The sequence below is a fragment of the Bradyrhizobium sp. IC3195 genome, assembly GCF_020193585.1.
Classification (GTDB): Bacteria; Pseudomonadota; Alphaproteobacteria; order Rhizobiales; family Xanthobacteraceae; genus Bradyrhizobium; species Bradyrhizobium yuanmingense.
In genome coordinates, this window is record NZ_JADYVG010000002.1 from 443,118 (window position 1) to 461,032 (window position 17,915).

Below are 17,915 nucleotides of genomic sequence, written 5' to 3' on the forward strand. Positions count from 1 at the left end.
GAAGCAATCCAGGACTGTATCCGCGGAGAGATTCTGGATTGCTTCGCTGCGCTCGCAATGACGGTGTTGACGCAGCTGCGCACACAGTCTCGATCTTGTGCACGGACGTAACGCGGCGTCCGGAGCAAGAGCGAAGCTAGCTCGAGAACGTGCCGCTGCGATCACTGAAGAGATCGAGCGGTTGCGGCGGCCGCACGTCCGGCGTCGCCGCTGCGACCGAGGTGAGCGAGGCATTGTTGCCCCATAGTTTCTGCACCGTGGTCGAGACCGGCTGCGTGGCATCGCCGGGTTGATAGATCGAACGAAACACCGGCGTGCCCGTCGGATTGTCCGCGACATGTGTCGACGACGTCGCGCTGACGGGCGTCACTGTGCGGGCATTCGGGAAGGTCTGGAGATAGGCGGCGTTGTCCACGACAGGCGCAGTGGGCACCACTGCATTGGCACTCGCGACCTGCGTGGTCGAAGGCGTGGCGCCATACATCGCCATCGCGCTGCGGGTTACCTTTGAATTGGCCGCGCTGGCATAGCGGCTGTCCAGGACCGAATAGACCTCGGAGACGCTGCGGGCGCGGCCGTCCTTGGCGTAGAAGATCGGGCGGTTGGCGGCCGCCGCGTTGGGAAACAGCCGCGCGCCGACGGCTTGCGGATTGTCCTCGGCATTGGCGATCAATTTCGCCGCGCCGCGGACGCCCATGAAATGGGCCATGTAGAGTTCGCTGTCGCTCGGCCTGCGCCCGAGCAGGCCGGTGAGCTTGAAGCTGTTCGACTGCGTCAGCGCCGCGGCCATGGCGGAAGCGGCTTCGGGATCGTCGCGCAGCTTCATGATCGACCGCTTCTTGACGGGATCGTCGACGGTGTAGGTCCCCGATGACGTCCTGGTGATGGCGTCGGCGTAGCTGCCATAGCCGAGCTGGGCACCCGCTTCCTTCACCGTGCCGAGCCAGGTCTGGTCGATGAACTGGTAGAGTCCCTGCGCGGATGAGGTGGTGGCGGTGGCCGTCGGATTGAAGTCCGATTCCATCTTGGCCGTGGTCAGCATGTACTGGAAGCTGACGCCTGTGACGTTCGAGGCCTGCTTGATCGCACCGGCGACACGCGCGCGCGACGGATCAAGGCCGGCCGTCTGCGTGGCACTGAAACTGTCGATCGACATGGTGGAGGGCCCGCCCCGCGCGGCGCTGAGCGACGCCGGCAATTCGGCGCCCATCGTCTCACCGTGGGACAGGTATGGTTAAGGCGGGGTTAACTGACGCTCCGGCGTCATTCCGGGGCATGCGACAGCGCGAACCCGGAATGACAGGCTGCTACTTCCTGTAAACGTCGTTCGGATCGAACAGCCGGTCCGCCTCAGTGAAGACCAATCTCGCTCCCCCGCCCTCGGCCTCGACCTTGCGGTAGAAGCACGACCGCCGGCCGGTATGGCAGGCCGCGCCGATCTGCTCGATGCGGATCCAGACCGCATCCTGATCGCAATCGGTGCGCATCTCGACCACGCGCTGGGTCTGACCCGACGTCTCACCTTTTCGCCACAAGGCATTGCGCGAGCGGCTGAAATACCAGGCTTCGCCGGTCGCAATGGTCTTGCGCAGCGCCTCCTCGTTCATGTGCGCGACCATCAGCACGTCGCCGGTGGCGACGTCGGTGGCGACGACCGTCACGAGGCCAGCGGCATCAAATCTGGGCAGGAAGGCGAGGCCCTCCTCGATCTCATGGGAATGAGCGGACACAGCAACTCTCGCCGGTTTGTCGCGAGGTCAGCGCGTCGTGCCTCGCACCAGGGACAGGAAACGGGCCTGCTCCGCCGGATTGTCGCGGAACATGCCGGTGAAGCGGCTGGTGAAAGTAGAGGCGCCATGCTTGGCGACGCCGCGCACCGACATGCAGGTATGCTCGGCCTCGATCAGCACGGCAACGCCGCGAGGCTTGAGGACCTCGTCGATCGCGGCGGCGATCTGCGCGGTCAGGTGCTCCTGGGTCTGGAGCCGGCGGGCGAAGATGTCGGTCAAGCGGGCCAGCTTGGACAGGCCGACGACGCGCTCCACCGGCGTATAGGCGATGTGCGCCTTGCCGTAGAACGGCATCATGTGATGCTCGCATTGCGAGGTGAACTCGATGTCGCGAACCAGCACGAAATCGTCATAGCCCGCCGTCTCGCCGAAGGTGCGGTCGAGGACCTCGGCCGGGCACTGGTGATAGCCCTGATAGAGCTCGTCGAAAGCCTCGACGACGCGGCGCGGCGTGTCGAGCAGGCCCTCGCGCTCGGTGTTCTCGCCGATATAGGCGAGCAGCGTCTTCACCGCCGCTTCCGCCTCGGCGCGCGCGGGACGCGGCTGGTCGGCGCGGACGGCGGCCGCGAGGAATTCGGCAGGATCAAGCTCGGCCGGGCGGTTTTCGGGCTGCCGGTCGGAGGGCTTGCCCGGGCGGATGGATTTGATTGCAGCGTCCATATCTTCTCCGTTCGACGGCCTAACGGCCGGAGTGTCACCGGCAGACGGGGCGGCCAAGCCGCCGGACGCCTGAACAGAACAGTTTCGGTGCAAAAGTCCCAAGGTCACAAGCCGGCAGCGCAGATCTGGATCGCCGCCACCGCTCCGCTGGACTGTTTTTCCACCAGTTCCGCCCCTATATAGGACCGTGGGCGGCGCCCGCCAAGGCCGATCCGGCTTGGAAGCGGGTGTGACGCGTTGGACTCCATCACATGCTGAACGACATTTACAACAAGCGGATCATCGAGCTGGCCGGGAATATTCCGCGGCTCGGACGGTTGGCGGACCCCGATGCCTCCGCCACCGCCCATTCCAAGCTGTGCGGCTCGACCGTGAAGGTCGATCTCAAGATGAACGGGGATACCGTCACCGACTTCGCCCATGACGTGAAGGCCTGCGCTTTGGGCCAGGCCTCTTCATCCATCATGGCAAGTCACGTGGTCGGCTCGACTGCGAGCGAACTCCGTGAGTTACGCGAAACGGTTCGCAAGATGCTGAAGGAGAATGGTGCGCCTCCTCAAGGCAAATGGGAGGAGATCAAGTTCCTTGAGCCGGTCCGCGACTACAAGGCGCGCCATGCCTCGACGCTTCTCACCTTCGATGCCGTGGTTGATGCCATCGGCCAGATCGAGGCCAGAACCAAGCAACCGGCCGCAGCGCAAGGCTGACCCCCTCTCCGTCATTCCGGGGCGTACTTGCGCACCCCAGGTGCGCACTTGCTCACCAAGGTTCGCGCTGACGCGCGCCCCGCGAATGACTGCCGAGATCTAAGAGCTTACTTCGGCGCCGCCGCAGCAGCCGGTGTGGCAACACTACCGGTCGGCACCAGGGCTTCCGCCGTCTTGGTCGACTTGGAAGCCTGCTCCGGTTCCGCGCCGAACCTCGCCTGCGTCTTCGGTGCAAGCTCCGCCATTGCCGGCGCCGAGATATCCACGTGCGGGAGCACGTCAGCCACGAGATCGGTCGTAACCAGATTGGTGAGCTTGAGCTCGCCGGCATCGAGCTCGTGCAGGTCCTCCCAAGGCGGGACGCTGAGCGCAAGCGACAACAGATCCCCGGCGCCACCCATATCGAAGGTGTATTTGGCGAGGCGCCCGATGTCGCGCTCCACGATCATCAGGTCCTGCGCGCTATAGCTCGCCGCCTTGGCATCATCGGCGCGGTCGCCCATCCAGATCTGGTGAACCCGGACATGAGCGGCTTCCGGCACGTAACGCTTCTTGCCGGCCAGCAGCAGGAAGGCGCACATGGATTCGCAATACGCTTCCGGCGCGACGGCCGGCCGTGTCGACGGCCCGCCGCGGAGGCTCACGCCGACCGTGGTCAAAAGCCCGAGATTGCGGAAGCGCCGGCCGAGCGTGATCGCGTCATTGACGGAGCCGCCGCTGGAATCGAGCACTACGGTGGCGCCGCCGAGCTGGCGGCCGCGCGAAAACTCTTCGAATTCTTTGGGCGTATCGGCGGTGATGATGCCTACCGCGCTGATCCAGCCGCGGCAGTTCGGCTCGCAGGCGACCCAGCTGAACTTCATCGGCAGCTTGCGCTCTTCGAGGGCAGCGCCGGCGCGGGCCGACGATCCGAATGTTGCGACAGCGCCAGCCAGCGCGACTCCGCAGACGGCGGTTCCCACCAGCAACCAGCCGCGAAGTTTAAGGGAGTTCAGAAGTCTCAATCTGGTTCCTTCCCCAAGCCCCAAAGCCCCAAGGTCCCCAAACAATCCCCGGTGGCGCTACCTGAGTCCATCATACAGGCGTATGTTTCTACACACGACCGTCATAAAAATGGTATCCGGGCGAATACAGATCGTCCACAGATACTTGCTGCACTGCTCCCAAAAAACACGCAAAATATGGCGTGGAAACAACAACTTATGGTTCCCTGCACCGGAACCGGGCAAAGCTTCGCTCAACATCGCAGCACAACGCACATGAAGCATTCAGCTTGCGAGCATTTTTCCAGTTCCGTCGATGGTGTGCTCCGGCTGCCGCGCAGATTCGGCCGTGCACTGATCTGGCTGTATCGCCACACGCTGTCACCTCTGGTCGGTTACAATTGCCGGCACCTGCCGACCTGCTCCGTCTATGGCGATGAGGCAATCGAACGGTTCGGGCTGTGGGCCGGCGGCTGGATGACGCTCGCGCGCCTGCTCCGTTGCCATCCCTTCGGCACGTCCGGCATCGACAACGTGCCTCTCACGGTGCCCAAAGGGGCACGCTGGTATCTCCCCTGGCGCTATGGCCGCTGGCGCGGAGTTAACGCGTCCTGACCTGCGGTGCTCTGAACAGCGCCGCCCTGACCGGAACCTTAGACTTTCCGCCCGCGTTGTCTTGATGCTCCCCACGGGAGGAAACAACAATGCGCTGGAAAATCAGCCCGCATTTTCACGTCAAGCCCGGTCCGAATCTCGATCACAGGGCACACGATCCAAGAACCATCGACCTGCTCGCCATCATCGCTTTGCTTGCGCTCGTCCTCGGCTCAGGCTGGTATCTTGAGAGGAGCCTTGCAACACAGCCGAGCACGACGACGTTCATCGTGCCGAGCCAGAGCGTGCATTGGTAGTCACCGGAACCAGTAGAACCGTCCCTGTGACGGAGGGATCGACTCCGGCGGTCGTAGCCGCTTCGGGCGCGGCGGCTTTGGCGCCGGCTCGGCGGCCGAAGTGGTCTCTGCAGCCGGTGCGGTCTCGCTGCCCGGCACCTTCACCGCCAGCAGCAAATTCGATTCACGCATGCGCCAGCGATAGCCGACGCCGAAATCGATTGGCTGGGCGCGCGTGAACAGCTCGGCGTAGCGCTCCTGGTAGCGGCCGGGGAATTCGTCGATGGGGCCGAGATAGCGGCCGAACGGGAAGAACCGCCATTGCCGCGCATTGTAGTTCGCAAGCGGAATGCCGGAATCGTCCTGGATGATGGTGGCGCTGTTGGCGAGCAACCAGTCGCGTGCGACGGTGAAATTGCCGGAGTGCAACAAGTAGGACGCACTCTTGAGCAGGCTGTTGCCGGGCCCGAGCGTCTCGCAGAATTTCAGGAAGCCCGCGGCACGTGCGCCGGAATTGGAGAGGTCGGTTGCGAAATAATACAGCGTACGCGCTTCCCCGTCGCTGCCGGCAAAGCTGATGCGGACGCCGCGCGTCGCGTTCCGTCCGGGATTGTCGCCGCCGACATGTAGCCCGCCCTTGTCGTCGAGCGCGATCATCTCGACGTTGCGGATGGTCTTGCCGGAGCGGGCGAGGAAGACATAGAGGATCGGCAAGGTGCCGTTGACCTGGTTGGCGCTCAGGTCGACCTTCATCTGCTTGGTGATGAAGAACGAGAAGCTCAGGATCGAGCCGAGCGAGCGTTCGACGTTGTAGAGCGCAGCGCCGACCGAACCACGCGGCAGCCGCGTCAAATCGGGCACCGCACCGACCGGCTCCAGCGCGCCGAGCACGTAGGTGCTGGCTTTGGGATAGAAGGTGTTGGCGTAGAGGAAATCGGGGCCGCTGAACAAATAGAACATGGTCGGTCGGGGCGCGGCCAGATTGAGGTCGGCCCAGCTGCGGATCTTCGAGAGCTGACGCTGCTCGAGCTGAGCGAAGGCGCCGTCGAAGAATTTGGCGTGACGCTGCCAGGCCGGGTCCCTGGTGAGCGGCACCAGCGGCGAGTCCGCCGAAGGCTGCATGCCCGCAAGGAAGCGCGCCGTGTCATCGAAGGTGACGTCTGCGGCACGCGCGGACGAGACGGCCGCAGCCAGGAGGACGAAAGCAACGGCCGCAATTCTCAGGGGGCGGAGCATGTCTATTCGCGATGCGGTGATGCGGCAGCGACGACGGGCCGCCTGCGGAAAACAGCGTAAATCAAAAGGCCGGAGAGCATGACGAGCATTCCCGACAGCGACTGAAGCGGCCGCTCCGTCAGAAGGTAGTACATCATGAACGCGGTCACGAGCAGAAACACGAGCGGCGTGAACGGGTATCCCCAGGCGCGATAGGGCCGCGGCAGATCGGGATCGGTGATACGCAGCTTGATGACGCCTGCGACCGTGAAGAACGAGCAGAACAACAGCGCGAACTGGATGAAATCGAGCACCGCCTCGAAGCTGCGCGTGAACAGCAGAAGATTGGCGATGGCCAGTTGGAACAGGATGGCATAGGCCGGCGCGCCGCTCACCGACCGCTTGGAGAAAACGCGCAAGGCGGGAATGTCCTCTCCCATCGTCATCATCACGCGCGGGCCGATCCACATCATCGCACTGATCGAAGAGATCAGACCGAAGCAAATCATGGCGCCGACGATCCGACCGCCGAGACTGCCGAAGATGGCGGTGCCGGCGACACTGGCGACGTCGAGCTGGCCGGCGAGCGCGCTGACCGGCGTCGAATGGAGAAATACCGCGTTCAGCGCGACATACAGCACGAGCACGATCAGCGTGCCCGCGAGCAGCGCACGCGGCAGGTTCCGCTGCGGCGTCTTCATCTCGCCGATGATGTAGGTGGCGGCATTCCAGCCCGAGAACGAATACATCACGAAGACGAGCCCGATGGCGAACGGCGCGCTGACGATATGGGCGATATCGCCGGGCTGCGGCGTGAAGCTGATCGGCTGCGGCACGGCGATGACGAAGCCGGCGACCAGGAAGGCGACGATCAGCACGACCTTGAGGACGGTCGAGATCAACTGGAACGTGGATGAGTGCCTGACGCCGGTCAGTTGCACCAGCGAAACCAGCCACACCACGCCGATGGCGAGCGGAATCGCCGGCAGATCGGGTACGACCGACTTGGCATATTCCCCGAACGCCATCGCGGCGAGCGCGACCGGCGCCGCGAAGCCGACCGTGGCCGACACCCAGCCGGCGAGGAAGCCGAAGGCCGGGTGATAGGCGCGGCCGAGGAAATTGTACTCGCCGCTCGAGCGCGGAAACATCGCGCCCAACTCGCTGTACGCGAACACACCGCACAGCGCGACGACGCCGCCGACCGTCCAGAGCAGCAGGATCGAGAAGCCGGACGGGATGTCCTTGACCTGGAAGCCGAGGCTGGTGAAGACGCCGACCCCGATCATGTCGGCCACGACGATGGCGGTGGCGACCGGAACGGAGACCCCGGCCCCCCTCCCGGTCAGCCGGTCCGTCCAGGGCGGGGTACCCGCATCTGATGCCGTCATCGGGGTCCTTGATCTCAGGCGCTTCGCCTAATGGGCCCATGGTGCACTTTGGCCCAGTCAATTCAAGCAGGGTTAACAAGGGTTAAATGAGGCAACGGAGGTAGGTACCTGACCACCCCCTAGGCGCTTCTTTGGACGATGTCTCTGGATGCACCCGGGATTGTCCGTTCCGCTCCCCCACAATCAAGACACGATTGCATGGTCCTTTCGAGCGTTCCGGATGTGGGGAAGTTTCTCCGGACGCTTAACGTCGCCTAAACGCCAGTCGGCTCAATTGTTTCAAGTTTGCCGATGGACGTGTGACTTGGACGTGTGACCTGGGACGTAAGACTTGGGTCGTGACTTTGGGGTCATGGGTGGATGGCCGGGGCCGCTCCTAAACTGAGAGCTGATGATCGTGCCGATCGGACAATGTCCGGTCGGCATGATCGTGCGCTCCGGGCCGCTCTAATCTCAGTCATGGTGCCGTTGTCGCTGACGCTGGTTCAATGCGGCAAGGCGCCGGATCCGGCGGCGCTGGCGGCGAACTCCCAGGCGAATGTCCAGGTGGTCGCCAAGACCAATTCGCAGAGCTCGAACGCGCGCCTGGCAAGCGGCGACACGTTCGAGGACCGCTTCCCTGCCCCGCAGTTTAGGGAGCGCTTTCCCTCGGCGAGTGAGAGCTTCCTGCAGCGGCAGATGTCGGACTTCTCGCCCAAGCGCGCCGTGCAGTCTCAGCCGGAGCAGGCGTCCTACAAGGTGGCCTCGCTCGAGCCGCAAGTGCCGTACAAGCGCCCCGCCCGCGAGGATCTGACGACACTCGTCAGCATGAAGTCGTCGGCCTTTCCCTATTTCGGCAACAACCCCGCCTCCGACGCGCCCTTCCTCAACATCTCCAAGGGCGACCGCCGCGGCCACCGCAGCTATTCCGGCCGCGTCTACTGGCAGGATGAGACCTACAGCGACAGCCGCGTGCTGGTGCACGTGCCCGAGCATTTCGACCTGCGCAAGCCGGGCGTGATCGTGGTGTTCTTCCACGGCAATGGCGCAACGCTCGAGCGCGACGTCCGCGACCGGCAGATGGTGCCGAAACAGGTCACCGATTCCGGCGCCAATGCGATCCTGCTCGCGCCGCAGATGGCGGTCGACGCCGCCGATTCCAGCGCCGGAAAATTCTGGCAGCCGGGCGGCTTCAAGCGCTTCATGGCGGAATCGGCCGACCATCTTGCGCGCCTCACCGGCGATCCCAACAGCGCGCGCGCCTTCGCCAACATGCCGATCGTGATCGTCGGCTATAGCGGCGGCTTCCTGCCGACGGCCTGGAGCCTCGAGGTCGGCGGCATCAGCGACCGCGTGCGCGGCGTGGTGCTGCTCGATGCCGTCTATGGCGAGATGGACAAATTCGCGTCCTGGATCGAGAGCCACCGTTCCGGCTTCTTCGTCAGCGCCTACACCCGCCACACCGCGCGGCGGGACCGGGAGCTGATGAGCATGCTCCGCCAGAAGGGCATCAGCGTCGCCGAGGACATGGACGGGCCGCTACGACCCGGCAGTGTGGTGTTCGTGGAGACCGGCGAGGGCATCACCCATCGCGACTACGTCACGCGCGCTTGGACGCGCGATCCGCTCAAGGACGTGCTGGTGAAGATGGCGGCGACGCCGTCGCTCGCGCTGACGCGCGTCGCCTCCACAAATCCCTAGCCGGGATATCAGTTCCCAATATCAGTTCCTGGGCAGCTTCGGAATGCTCTCGGCAAAGCCGTTGAAGCAGGCCAGCCGCTCGTCCTCTTCCTTGAAGAAGCGGCAGTCGGCATAGCCCTTGGCCTTGGCCGGCTTCGGCTTCGGCGCCGGCGGGATCACGGCGTCGTAGCAATTGAGGCGATCCTTGGTGCCGTCGTCGATGTCGAGGCAGGCCTGGAGGCGGACCGCGATCGATTGCGGCTTGCCCTTTGGAGCAGCGACAGCCTCCTTGGCGCCTTTCGGCTTGACCTGCACCAGCGGCTTGTCACCCACCATGGGTGGCTTCTCGGTCTGCGCAAATGCGGAGGCTGAATAGAGCACCGCGGCAACCGCCAGAATCATCCTCATCTCAGTCAACTCTCTTTGATCCCCACGCCGGCCTTCTACCGCTCCCGCGCGAGGTTTGCCAAGCGCCTTGCGCGCACGACCTGCTGCGTTCAGGCGGTGGCGGCAGCCGCCCGCCGGGGCCGGGTCACGACCACCAGGATCAGTGCCAGCACGACGAAACCGACCGCGACGAAGCCGAGCGCGTGCAGGAGCTCGCGGGCGAACAGCAAGCCGCCGACCGCGGAGCCGACCGCCTGGCCGATATAGAGGACGGATGTGTTGAGGGCGACGGTGGCCGACGCCAGCGGCGGCGCAGCCGCGACCAGCCGCACCTGCTGCATCGAGTTGGTCGAGGCGAAGCCAAGGCCCCAGATCGTCACCGCGCCCGCCATCATGACGAGCGAGCCGGCGCCGAGGGCCCACCCGCTCATCCCGGCAAGCAGCAGGCAGGTGAACAGCAACGAGGTGCGATAGGGCCCCGCAGTGTCGACGATGCGGGTGGCGACGACGACGCCAAGGAAGCCGCAGATCCCGTACAGCGCGAAGACCAAGCCGATCGCATCGGGACCGGCGCCAGTGAGCTTGTTGAGCAGCGGGCCCATATAGGTGAATACGACGAACTGCCCCGACATTTGCAGCATCGTGATCGCGAGCAGCAGCAGGATCGTCCTGCTTCGGCCGACGGCGGCCCATGTCTTCAGATCGACCGGTGCGCCCTGCAGGCCCGCCGGCAGACGCAGCAGCAACAGCAGCAAGCTGACGCAGCCGAGCGCGCCGACCCCGCCATAGGCCGCGCGCCAGCCGTAGCGGCTGGCGATAAAGGTGATGAGCGGCAGGCCGACGGCGGCTGCGAGCGACCAGCCGAGGAAGAGGTACGCAATGGTGCTGCCGCGCCGTTCCGCCGGTACGATCAGCGCAGCCGTGCCGGCCGCCTGCGGCGTATAGAGCGAGCCGACTGCGAGCATCGCGAGCCGAATGATCAGCAGGCTGGTGTAATCGGGCGCAAACGCGGAGGCGAGATTGCCGAGTGCGAGCACCGCCAGCGTCGTGGCGAGCAGGATCCGCCGTTCGATACGGCTGGTCAGCCACGCCGTCAGCGGCGAGCCGACGCACAGCGTCACCGCGCCGAAGGTGATCAGGAGCCCGGCCGCGTGGATGCTGATCCCGAGCCCCGCCGACAATTCCGGCAGCATGCCCGCCGGTGCCAAGACCGAGCAGCCGGTCACGAGATTGCCGAGCATCAGGGCGGTTGGCGCGAAACGGCCGGCGGCTGGGGCGCTTTTCATGCAAACGCATGTAGCGGCGGCCTGCGACCGGTTAAAGGGTACAACGTGAAATAGTTGCTGGCTCCGCCCCGGGTTTTGCGCGCCACTTTCTTGGAAATGCCGGATTGCGCAGGCCGAATCGCCTGATATATCGCTCGTTCCCGCTTACCTGCGCTCGTTCGCAGGAGTGAGCCCCAGGAGAAAAGCAATGTCCGACCAGCCCAAATCCGAGTCCGGCTTCCAGTACAGCCTCTCCAATTTGAAGCCCGTGACCCCCGCCGCCAAAGTCACCCTCACCTTCCCCGACGGCGCCAAGCGCCAGTTCGACAAGGGCATCACCGGCCTCGATATCGCCAAGGGCATCTCGCCGTCGCTGGCCAAGCGCACGGTCGCCATGGCGCTCGACGGCACGCTTGCCGATCTCAACGATCCGATCGAGGCCGACGCTGGAATCGAGCTCGTCAATCGCGACGACCCGCGCGCGCTCGAATTGATCCGGCACGACTGCGCACACGTGCTGGCGGAAGCGGTGCAGACGCTGTGGCCGGGAACCCAGGTCACGATCGGCCCCGTGATCGAGAACGGCTTCTATTACGACTTCTTCCGCAACGAGCCGTTCACGCCGGAAGACTTTGCCGCGATCGAGAAGAAGATGCGCGAGATCATCGCGCGCGACAAGCCTTTCACCAAGGAAGTCTGGGACCGCGAAAAGACCAAGCAGGTGTTCCGCGACAAGGGCGAGGCCTTCAAGGTCGAGCTGGTCGACGCCATTCCCGGCACCGAGCCGATCAAGATCTACTACCAGGGCGACTGGTTCGACCTGTGCCGCGGTCCGCACATGACCTCGACCGGCAAGGTCGGAGGCGCCTTCAAGCTGATGAAGGTGGCCGGCGCTTATTGGCGCGGCGACAGCAACAACCCGATGCTGACCCGCATCTACGGCACGGCCTTCGCCAAGCAGGAGGACCTCGACGCTTACCTGAAGCAGATCGAGGAAGCCGAGAAGCGCGACCATCGCAAGCTCGGGCGCGAGCTCGACCTCTTCCACTTCCAGGAGGAAGGTCCGGGCGTCGTGTTCTGGCATCCGAAAGGCTGGACCATCTTCCAGCAGCTGATCGCCTATATGCGCCGGCGCCTCTCCGGCGACTACAACGAGGTCAACGCGCCGCAGATCCTCGACAAGGTGCTGTGGGAGACCTCGGGCCATTGGGGCTGGTATCGCGAGAACATGTTCGCGGCGCAATCGGCCGGCGACGAGGCCGAGGACAAGCGCTGGTTCGCGCTCAAGCCGATGAACTGCCCCGGTCACGTCCAGATCTTCAAGCACGGCCTGAAGAGCTACCGCGACCTGCCCTTGCGCCTCGCCGAGTTCGGCGTGGTGCACCGCTACGAGCCCTCCGGCGCCATGCACGGCTTGATGCGCGTGCGCGGCTTCACCCAGGACGACGCGCACATCTTCTGCACCGAGGATCAGCTCGCCGAGGAGTGCCTGAAGATCAACGATCTGATCCTGTCGACCTATGCCGATTTCGGCTTCACCGGCGACCTCACGGTGAAGCTCTCGACCCGGCCGGAGAAACGCGTCGGCACCGATGCGATGTGGGATCACGCCGAGCGCGTGATGGCGACGGTGCTGCGCGAGATCCAGTCGCAGAACAATCACATCAAGACCGAGATCAATCCGGGCGAAGGCGCGTTCTACGGGCCTAAGTTCGAATACGTTCTGCGCGATGCCATCGGTCGCGACTGGCAGTGCGGCACCACGCAGGTCGACTTCAACCTGCCGGAGCGGTTCGGCGCCTTCTACATCGACCATGACGGCGGCAAGAAACCGCCGGTGATGGTGCACCGCGCGATCTGCGGCTCGATGGAGCGCTATATCGGCATCCTGATCGAGCACTATGCCGGCAACTTCCCGCTCTGGCTCTCGCCGGTGCAGGCGGTTGTCACCACGATCACCTCGGAAGGCGACGAATACGCCAAGGTGGTGCTGGAGCAGGCGCGGCGCGCCGGGCTTCGGGTCGAGATCGACCTGCGCAACGAAAAGATCAACTACAAGGTCCGTGAGCACTCGCTGGCCAAGATCCCGGCCCTGCTCGTGGTCGGCAAGAAAGAGGCCGAGACGCACTCCGTCTCGGTCCGCCGGCTCGGCAGCGACGGCCAGAAGGTGATGACCACGGCCGAGGCGATCGCCGCCCTGGTCGACGAGGCGACGCCGCCGGATGTGAAGCGAATGCGCGGCGCCGCTTGATCCTGAAATCGATCTAAATTCGCTTCCGGTTGCGGGCGTGCATGCTTATCTCGGCATGGCACGCCCGCCGACCATTTGAAGAGGATATCGCAGTGCCCGATGCCATCGAACTCCTGAAGACCCGCCGCTCGGTCAAGCCGCGCGAGATGACGGGGCCCGGCCCGTCGGCGGCCGAGCTCGAGACCATCCTCACCATCGGGGCGCGCGTGCCCGATCACGGCAAGCTCGCGCCCTGGCGCTTCATCATCTTCGAGGGCGAGGCCCGGCTACGTGCCGGCGAGGTGATCGCGCGGGTCTTCGCCAGGAAGAATCCGGGGGCGCCGGCGGCCGACGTCGAGACCGAGCGCAAGCGCCTAATGGACGCACCGCTGGTGATCGGCATCGTCAGCTTCACCAAGCCGCATCCGAAGGTGCCGGCGTTCGAGCAGGAACTGTCGGCGGGCGCCAGCGCCATGAACATCGTCACCGCCGCCACCGCACTCGGCTACGGCGCCTGCTGGCTGACCGGCTGGTTCTCTTTCGACCGCGACGTGCTCGACGGCCTCGGCCTCAAGCCGGATGAGAAGCTCGCCGGCTTCATTCATATCGGCACGCCGACCAAGCCGAACGAGGACCGTCCGCGCCCGTCACTTTCGGACATCGTGACGCGATTTTAATCGATGTTGTGTTGACGCATCGAGCCTCTTGCGGCTTTGATCCCGCCGGGGAGGAAGCTCCGGATGAGACGCCGTGAATTTCTGGTCGGGGCCGCGATGCTCGCCGGCACGATGGCGCGAAGCCGGGCCGCGGACATCCCCGCCCCCTCGCCCGACGGGCTCGACCGCATCACGGCGTTCTTCGACAACGAGGTGGCAAGCGGCCGCCTGCCGGGCGCGGTGATCCTCGTTCAGCAACACGGCAAGCCGGTCTATCTGAAGTGCTTCGGCGTGCGCGACACCAGGAATGGCCTTGCGATGACGTCGGATACGATCTTTGCCATCCACTCCATGACCAAGCCGATCACGTGCCTCGCCGCGATGATGCTGATCGACGAGGGCAAGCTCGCGCTGACCGACCCCGTGTCGAAATACGTCCCGCTGTTCGCCGAGACCAAGGTGGGCCGCGAGGTGACCCTACCAGGCGGCACGGTCGAGCTGGACCTCGACCCACCGGACCGCCCCGTCAACATCGAGGATCTGCTGCGGCATACTTCGGGCATCAGCTACGATTACATCGGCAGCGAATGGGTCGAGCACGCCTACAAGATGGCCAACATCTTCGCGGGCCATTTCGACAACAGGGAATTCGCCGATCGCATCGCCAAGCTGCCGCTGGCGCGGCAGCCCGGAACGCTGTGGCGCTACGGCCATTCCACCGACGTCCTCGGCAGCGTCATCGAGATCATCTCGGGCCAGACGCTGTACGACTTCCTGAAGGCCCGCATCTTCGATCCACTCGGCATGAACAGCACCAAATTTACGCTCGCGACCGAGGACGAGCTGGCGCGGATGGCGCGGCCGCTGCCGAGCGACTCAATCCTGCTCGCCGGCGAGCGCGACCGCCTGGACCATCCAGAATGGCAGTCGGGCGGCGGCGGCCTGCTCTCGACCATCACCGACTATCAGCGCTTCTCGCAGATGCTGCTCAACGGCGGCGAGCTCGAGGGCAGGCGCTATCTCAGCCCCGCGGCGTTCAAGGCCATGACGACCGATCAGATCGGGCCGGGCTCCGGCGTCGGTCGCGACTATTTCTATTTTCCAGGCGACGGCTTCGGCTACGGCTACGGCCTTGCGGTGCGCACCGATCCCGGCAATGCAAAACCGCCGCCGCCGGGCTCGCTCGGCGAATTGAAATGGGACTCGGGGAGCGGCACCTATTTCGGCGTCGATCCCAAGCTCGACATGGTCTACGTCATGATGCAGCAGACCCAGAACGAGCGCGGGCGCATCACCCCCGCGTTCAAGGCGCTGGTCTACGATTGCTATCCGCCCGCATTACGCCGCCCGTGAGGTGCGCTGGCCGAAATCGGCGAGGAGCTTTCCGATCTCGGCCGCCGGCCGCGCGGCGCTGAACAGAAATCCCTGCACCTCGTTGCAGCCTTCCGCGCGCAGCCAGTCGAGCTGATCCTCAGTCTCGACGCCTTCCGCGGTCGTGGTGATGTTGAGGCTGCGCCCCAAACCCGAGATCGCGCGCACGATCGCACCGCAGTCGGGCCGCTCAGCCAGATCCTTGACGAAGGAGCGGTCGATCTTGATCTTGTCGAACGGAAAGCTGCGGAGATAGCTCAGGCTGGAATAGCCGGTGCCGAAATCGTCCATGGAAATGCCGACGCCGAGCTCGCGCAACTGGTGCAAGGTGGCGACATTGGCGTCGGTCTCGGCCAGGAAAATCGACTCAGTGATCTCGAGCTCGAGCCGCTTCGGCGACAGGCCGGACTGCGCTAGGGCCGAGATCACGACCTGGACCAGGTTGCGGCTGCGGAATTGTGCCGGCGACAGGTTGACGGCGACCTTGACGTCGACGGGCCATTTCACCGCTTCGGTGCAGGCTTCGCGCAGCACCCATTCGCCGAGCTGGGTGATCAGGCCGATGTCTTCGGCGACGGGGATGAACTCCGCGGGCGAGATCATGCCCTTGTCCGGATGACGCCAGCGCAGCAGCGACTCGAAGCCGGAGATGCGGTCGGAGGCGATCGACACCAGCGGTTGATAGTGCAGCTCGAACTCGCCGTTGGCGAACGCCCGGCGCAGATCCAGCTCCATGTCGCGGCGCCTCTGCGCCTGGAGGTCCATCTCACGCTCGAAGAAGTGGTGCACGCCGCCGCCGTCGGCCTTGGCCCGGTACAGCGCCATGTCGGCATTGCGCATCAACTCTTCCGGCGTGGTGCCATCGCCCGGCGACAGCGCGATGCCGATGCTGGCGCCGATCACCATCTCCTGTCCGTCGACGTCGTAAGGCGCCTTGAGCATGTCGATCAGCAGGGAGGCACAGGCGCTGGCCTCGTTCGGCGAGACGTCGGCAGCCAAGATGACGGCGAACTCATCGCCGCCGAGCCGCGCGGCGAGATTGGTGCCGCGGACCGCTATGGTCAGGCGCTCGGCGACCTGCTTCAACAGGCGATCGCCCACCGGATGACCGAAGGAATCGTTGATGTTCTTGAACAGGTCGAGGTCGATGTAGAGCACGCCGACCCGTTTTCCCGCGGCCTGGTCCAGCGCCTGCTTCAGGCGCTCCTGGAAGTGCTCGCGGTTCGGCAGGTCGGTGAGCCCGTCATGATGCGCCATATAGGCGATGCGCGCTTCGGCCTTGCGCCGTTCGGTGATGTCGACCACCGCCACCAGATAGCCGTCGCGCTCGTCGAAGGCGACGCGACGGCCGAAGGTGAGCACCTCGATCTCGCTGCCGTCGGCGCGCAGGTGTCGCCAATTGCGCGAGGAGTGGTAGGCGTCGCCGAGGCGCTCCAGCGCCGCGGCGTGGCTGTCCCACTCGTCCTCCGGCCATATCTCGTGCAGCTTCATGCGCAGGAAGGTCGCGCGGCTGTAGCCGTAGTGCTGGACCGCGGCGTCGTTGACGCTGAGGAACTCCTTGGTCTCTGCGTCGAACACCCACATCGGCATTGGATTGTTGTCGAACAGGAGGCGGAACGAAGCATCGCGCCGCTTCAGGACAGTGACATCGGAGATGGTCAGCGAGACCACGTCGGCAAAGGCCGTGGCGCTGAGCCTGAGGTAGCGCCCCTCGCTCTCCAGCTCGAGCTGCTCGCAGCGGCTGCCCGCAACGGCCTTGAGCAGGAATTCCATCACCTCGGGCAAAGCCAGCAGCGTGCCGCCCTCACCGATCCGCCGCCACAACAGGCTTGCGCCTGCAACCTTCAGCAGCTCACCCGCGCTCTTGTTGTGGTGCACGACCTGAAGGTCGAACGGCTTGCCGGCGGCATCGCGCAGCGTCGCCAGCGAGACCACGGCGTCGTCGGTCGCGGAAAAGATGGCGTCGAGGAGATTGTATTGCGCGCCGCGCTCGTTGACATAGGCGCCGATCAGCGTCGCGCCCCAGCGCGAGGACGTCGGCAGCGCCAGCACGTCGTAGGTCCTGACCATGCCGTCGCGCACGCAATGCGCGCTCGCCCGGTGCGGCCGTCCGGCCGCCAGCGCGCTCGCCGCCGCTTCCGACAGCGCCGTGGCGCAATCGGGCGACAGCTCGGCTAGGGGAATGTCCCAGCGCTCCTCGCCGAGCCATTTCTGCACGTAGCGTCCGCTGCGCGACAGTTCGAGCACGCCATCGTTCTTCAAGAGCGCGATGTGGTCGGCGAGCCGTCCGAGACTGCCGAGCATGACGTCCTCGTAACGCGGCAACCGCTCGCCCGGCTTCAACGCCGCACGCCATTTGCGCTGAAGCACCGGGATGTCGTCGAACATTTCGGCGGCCGGTTTTCCCGGCATCTTCTTCGCGGCAGTCATTGCAGTCCCCAACGCACTTTCCCGCCGCATCCAATGCAGGCGCGCTTAACGACGTGTAAAAAGCGCGCAGGCGCGGGTTCCATTCAGCGATTATGACAGTTTTAAGTCAGGTGTTGGTTAGTGGGCGTTAGAGACTGTGACGGTTGCGCGAAGCTGCTCTCGTGTCCCGGACACAGCGCGGCGCGCAAGCGATGCGGCGCAGAGCCGGGCCGGAGAGCGGAGCTTTGGCGCGCACCTGCCTCAACACCGTGAGCGCAGCGAAGCAATCCAGAATCTTCCGC

Annotated in this window: 16 protein-coding genes; 7 read left to right on the forward strand and 9 right to left on the reverse strand. The window is 64.9% G+C overall.

The features are described 5' to 3' along the window. Positions 1-136 precede the first annotated feature (136 nt). From I6F09_RS05830 to folE, 3 genes are all read right to left on the reverse strand, one after another. On the reverse strand, positions 137-1,210 hold the full coding sequence (locus I6F09_RS05830; protein WP_085972297.1) for a transglycosylase SLT domain-containing protein: 1,074 nt from the start codon (positions 1,208-1,210) through the stop codon (positions 137-139). A 97-nt stretch (positions 1,211-1,307) separates the two neighbouring features. Beyond that, positions 1,308-1,730 carry a phosphoribosyl-AMP cyclohydrolase gene (gene hisI, locus I6F09_RS05835; protein ID WP_128264665.1) on the reverse strand — a complete coding sequence of 141 codons (423 nt, stop codon included), beginning with the start codon at positions 1,728-1,730 and terminating at the stop codon, positions 1,308-1,310. 27 nt (positions 1,731-1,757) lie between these two features. After that, positions 1,758-2,450 (reverse strand): GTP cyclohydrolase I FolE, encoded by a 693-nt coding sequence (folE, locus tag I6F09_RS05840; RefSeq protein WP_036027718.1) that lies wholly within the window; start codon positions 2,448-2,450, stop codon positions 1,758-1,760. A 251-nt stretch (positions 2,451-2,701) separates the two neighbouring features. Between folE and I6F09_RS05845 the strand changes: the two genes are divergently transcribed. Continuing rightward, entirely contained in the window at positions 2,702-3,157 is a 456-nt protein-coding gene (locus tag I6F09_RS05845; RefSeq protein WP_036044037.1) for an iron-sulfur cluster assembly scaffold protein, read from the forward strand. A gap of 107 nt (positions 3,158-3,264) precedes the next feature. Here the strand turns inward: I6F09_RS05845 and I6F09_RS05850 are convergent, their stop codons facing one another. Next, positions 3,265-4,161 carry a hypothetical protein gene (locus I6F09_RS05850; RefSeq protein ID WP_036027720.1) on the reverse strand — a complete coding sequence of 299 codons (897 nt, stop codon included), beginning with the start codon at positions 4,159-4,161 and terminating at the stop codon, positions 3,265-3,267. Positions 4,162-4,416: 255 nt separating this feature from the next. Between I6F09_RS05850 and yidD the strand changes: the two genes are divergently transcribed. Further along, on the forward strand, positions 4,417-4,755 hold the full coding sequence (gene yidD / locus I6F09_RS05855) for a membrane protein insertion efficiency factor YidD (RefSeq protein WP_225187651.1): 339 nt from the start codon (positions 4,417-4,419) through the stop codon (positions 4,753-4,755). Between the two features lie 89 nt (positions 4,756-4,844). Beyond that, the gene (locus tag I6F09_RS05860; protein WP_036044035.1) at positions 4,845-5,051 is read left to right on the forward strand and encodes a hypothetical protein; all 207 of its coding nucleotides are present in this window, start codon (positions 4,845-4,847) and stop codon (positions 5,049-5,051) included. On the opposite strand, the gene I6F09_RS05865 is transcribed toward I6F09_RS05860, so the two are convergent. Both I6F09_RS05865 and I6F09_RS05870 read right to left on the reverse strand, forming a co-directional pair. Then, the gene (locus I6F09_RS05865) at positions 5,052-6,266 is read right to left on the reverse strand and encodes a hypothetical protein (RefSeq protein WP_225139838.1); all 1,215 of its coding nucleotides are present in this window, start codon (positions 6,264-6,266) and stop codon (positions 5,052-5,054) included. A gap of 2 nt (positions 6,267-6,268) precedes the next feature. Further along, positions 6,269-7,636, reverse strand: a complete 1,368-nt coding sequence (locus I6F09_RS05870; protein WP_036044034.1) for an amino acid permease — start codon at positions 7,634-7,636, stop codon at positions 6,269-6,271. A gap of 360 nt (positions 7,637-7,996) precedes the next feature. Between I6F09_RS05870 and I6F09_RS05875 the strand changes: the two genes are divergently transcribed. After that, positions 7,997-9,316: an alpha/beta hydrolase gene (locus I6F09_RS05875; RefSeq protein WP_225115016.1), complete on the forward strand. Its 1,320-nt coding sequence runs from the start codon at positions 7,997-7,999 to the stop codon at positions 9,314-9,316. A 21-nt stretch (positions 9,317-9,337) separates the two neighbouring features. On the opposite strand, the gene I6F09_RS05880 is transcribed toward I6F09_RS05875, so the two are convergent. Further along, positions 9,338-9,703: a hypothetical protein gene (locus tag I6F09_RS05880; RefSeq protein ID WP_036044032.1), complete on the reverse strand. Its 366-nt coding sequence runs from the start codon at positions 9,701-9,703 to the stop codon at positions 9,338-9,340. Between the two features lie 89 nt (positions 9,704-9,792). Next, a complete protein-coding gene (locus tag I6F09_RS05885; RefSeq protein ID WP_225187652.1) occupies positions 9,793-10,968 on the reverse strand; it encodes an MFS transporter in 1,176 nt (391 codons plus the stop codon). Between the two features lie 187 nt (positions 10,969-11,155). Here I6F09_RS05885 and thrS point away from each other — a divergent pair, with 187 nt between their 5' ends. The 3 genes from thrS to I6F09_RS05900 all read left to right on the forward strand — a co-directional run bounded on the left by thrS (position 11,156) and on the right by I6F09_RS05900 (position 15,186). After that, positions 11,156-13,198, forward strand: coding sequence for a threonine--tRNA ligase (gene thrS, locus I6F09_RS05890; RefSeq protein WP_225157113.1), 2,043 nt, complete (start codon positions 11,156-11,158; stop codon positions 13,196-13,198). A 92-nt stretch (positions 13,199-13,290) separates the two neighbouring features. Then, positions 13,291-13,854: a nitroreductase gene (locus I6F09_RS05895; RefSeq protein WP_036010490.1), complete on the forward strand. Its 564-nt coding sequence runs from the start codon at positions 13,291-13,293 to the stop codon at positions 13,852-13,854. Between the two features lie 63 nt (positions 13,855-13,917). Further along, the gene (locus I6F09_RS05900) at positions 13,918-15,186 is read left to right on the forward strand and encodes a serine hydrolase domain-containing protein (protein ID WP_225187653.1); all 1,269 of its coding nucleotides are present in this window, start codon (positions 13,918-13,920) and stop codon (positions 15,184-15,186) included. On the opposite strand, the gene I6F09_RS05905 is transcribed toward I6F09_RS05900, so the two are convergent. Further along, positions 15,172-17,634, reverse strand: a complete 2,463-nt coding sequence (locus I6F09_RS05905) for an EAL domain-containing protein (protein WP_225187654.1) — start codon at positions 17,632-17,634, stop codon at positions 15,172-15,174. The genes I6F09_RS05900 and I6F09_RS05905 overlap by 15 nt on opposite strands. Positions 17,635-17,915 lie beyond the last annotated feature (281 nt).

Coding starts and splice junctions, on each gene's coding strand:
- I6F09_RS05830 (WP_085972297.1), bottom strand. CDS start 1,210: ATGGGCGCCGAATTGCCGGCGTCGCTCAGCGCCGCGCGGGGCGGGCCC.
- folE (WP_036027718.1), bottom strand. CDS start 2,450: ATGGACGCTGCAATCAAATCCATCCGCCCGGGCAAGCCCTCCGACCGG.
- I6F09_RS05845 (WP_036044037.1), top strand. CDS start 2,702: ATGCTGAACGACATTTACAACAAGCGGATCATCGAGCTGGCCGGGAAT.
- yidD (WP_225187651.1), top strand. CDS start 4,417: ATGAAGCATTCAGCTTGCGAGCATTTTTCCAGTTCCGTCGATGGTGTG.
- I6F09_RS05860 (WP_036044035.1), top strand. CDS start 4,845: ATGCGCTGGAAAATCAGCCCGCATTTTCACGTCAAGCCCGGTCCGAAT.
- I6F09_RS05865 (WP_225139838.1), bottom strand. CDS start 6,266: ATGCTCCGCCCCCTGAGAATTGCGGCCGTTGCTTTCGTCCTCCTGGCT.
- I6F09_RS05870 (WP_036044034.1), bottom strand. CDS start 7,636: ATGACGGCATCAGATGCGGGTACCCCGCCCTGGACGGACCGGCTGACC.
- I6F09_RS05875 (WP_225115016.1), top strand. CDS start 7,997: ATGGCCGGGGCCGCTCCTAAACTGAGAGCTGATGATCGTGCCGATCGG.
- I6F09_RS05880 (WP_036044032.1), bottom strand. CDS start 9,703: ATGAGGATGATTCTGGCGGTTGCCGCGGTGCTCTATTCAGCCTCCGCA.
- I6F09_RS05885 (WP_225187652.1), bottom strand. CDS start 10,968: ATGAAAAGCGCCCCAGCCGCCGGCCGTTTCGCGCCAACCGCCCTGATG.
- thrS (WP_225157113.1), top strand. CDS start 11,156: ATGTCCGACCAGCCCAAATCCGAGTCCGGCTTCCAGTACAGCCTCTCC.
- I6F09_RS05900 (WP_225187653.1), top strand. CDS start 13,918: ATGAGACGCCGTGAATTTCTGGTCGGGGCCGCGATGCTCGCCGGCACG.
- I6F09_RS05905 (WP_225187654.1), bottom strand. CDS start 17,634: ATGACTGCCGCGAAGAAGATGCCGGGAAAACCGGCCGCCGAAATGTTC.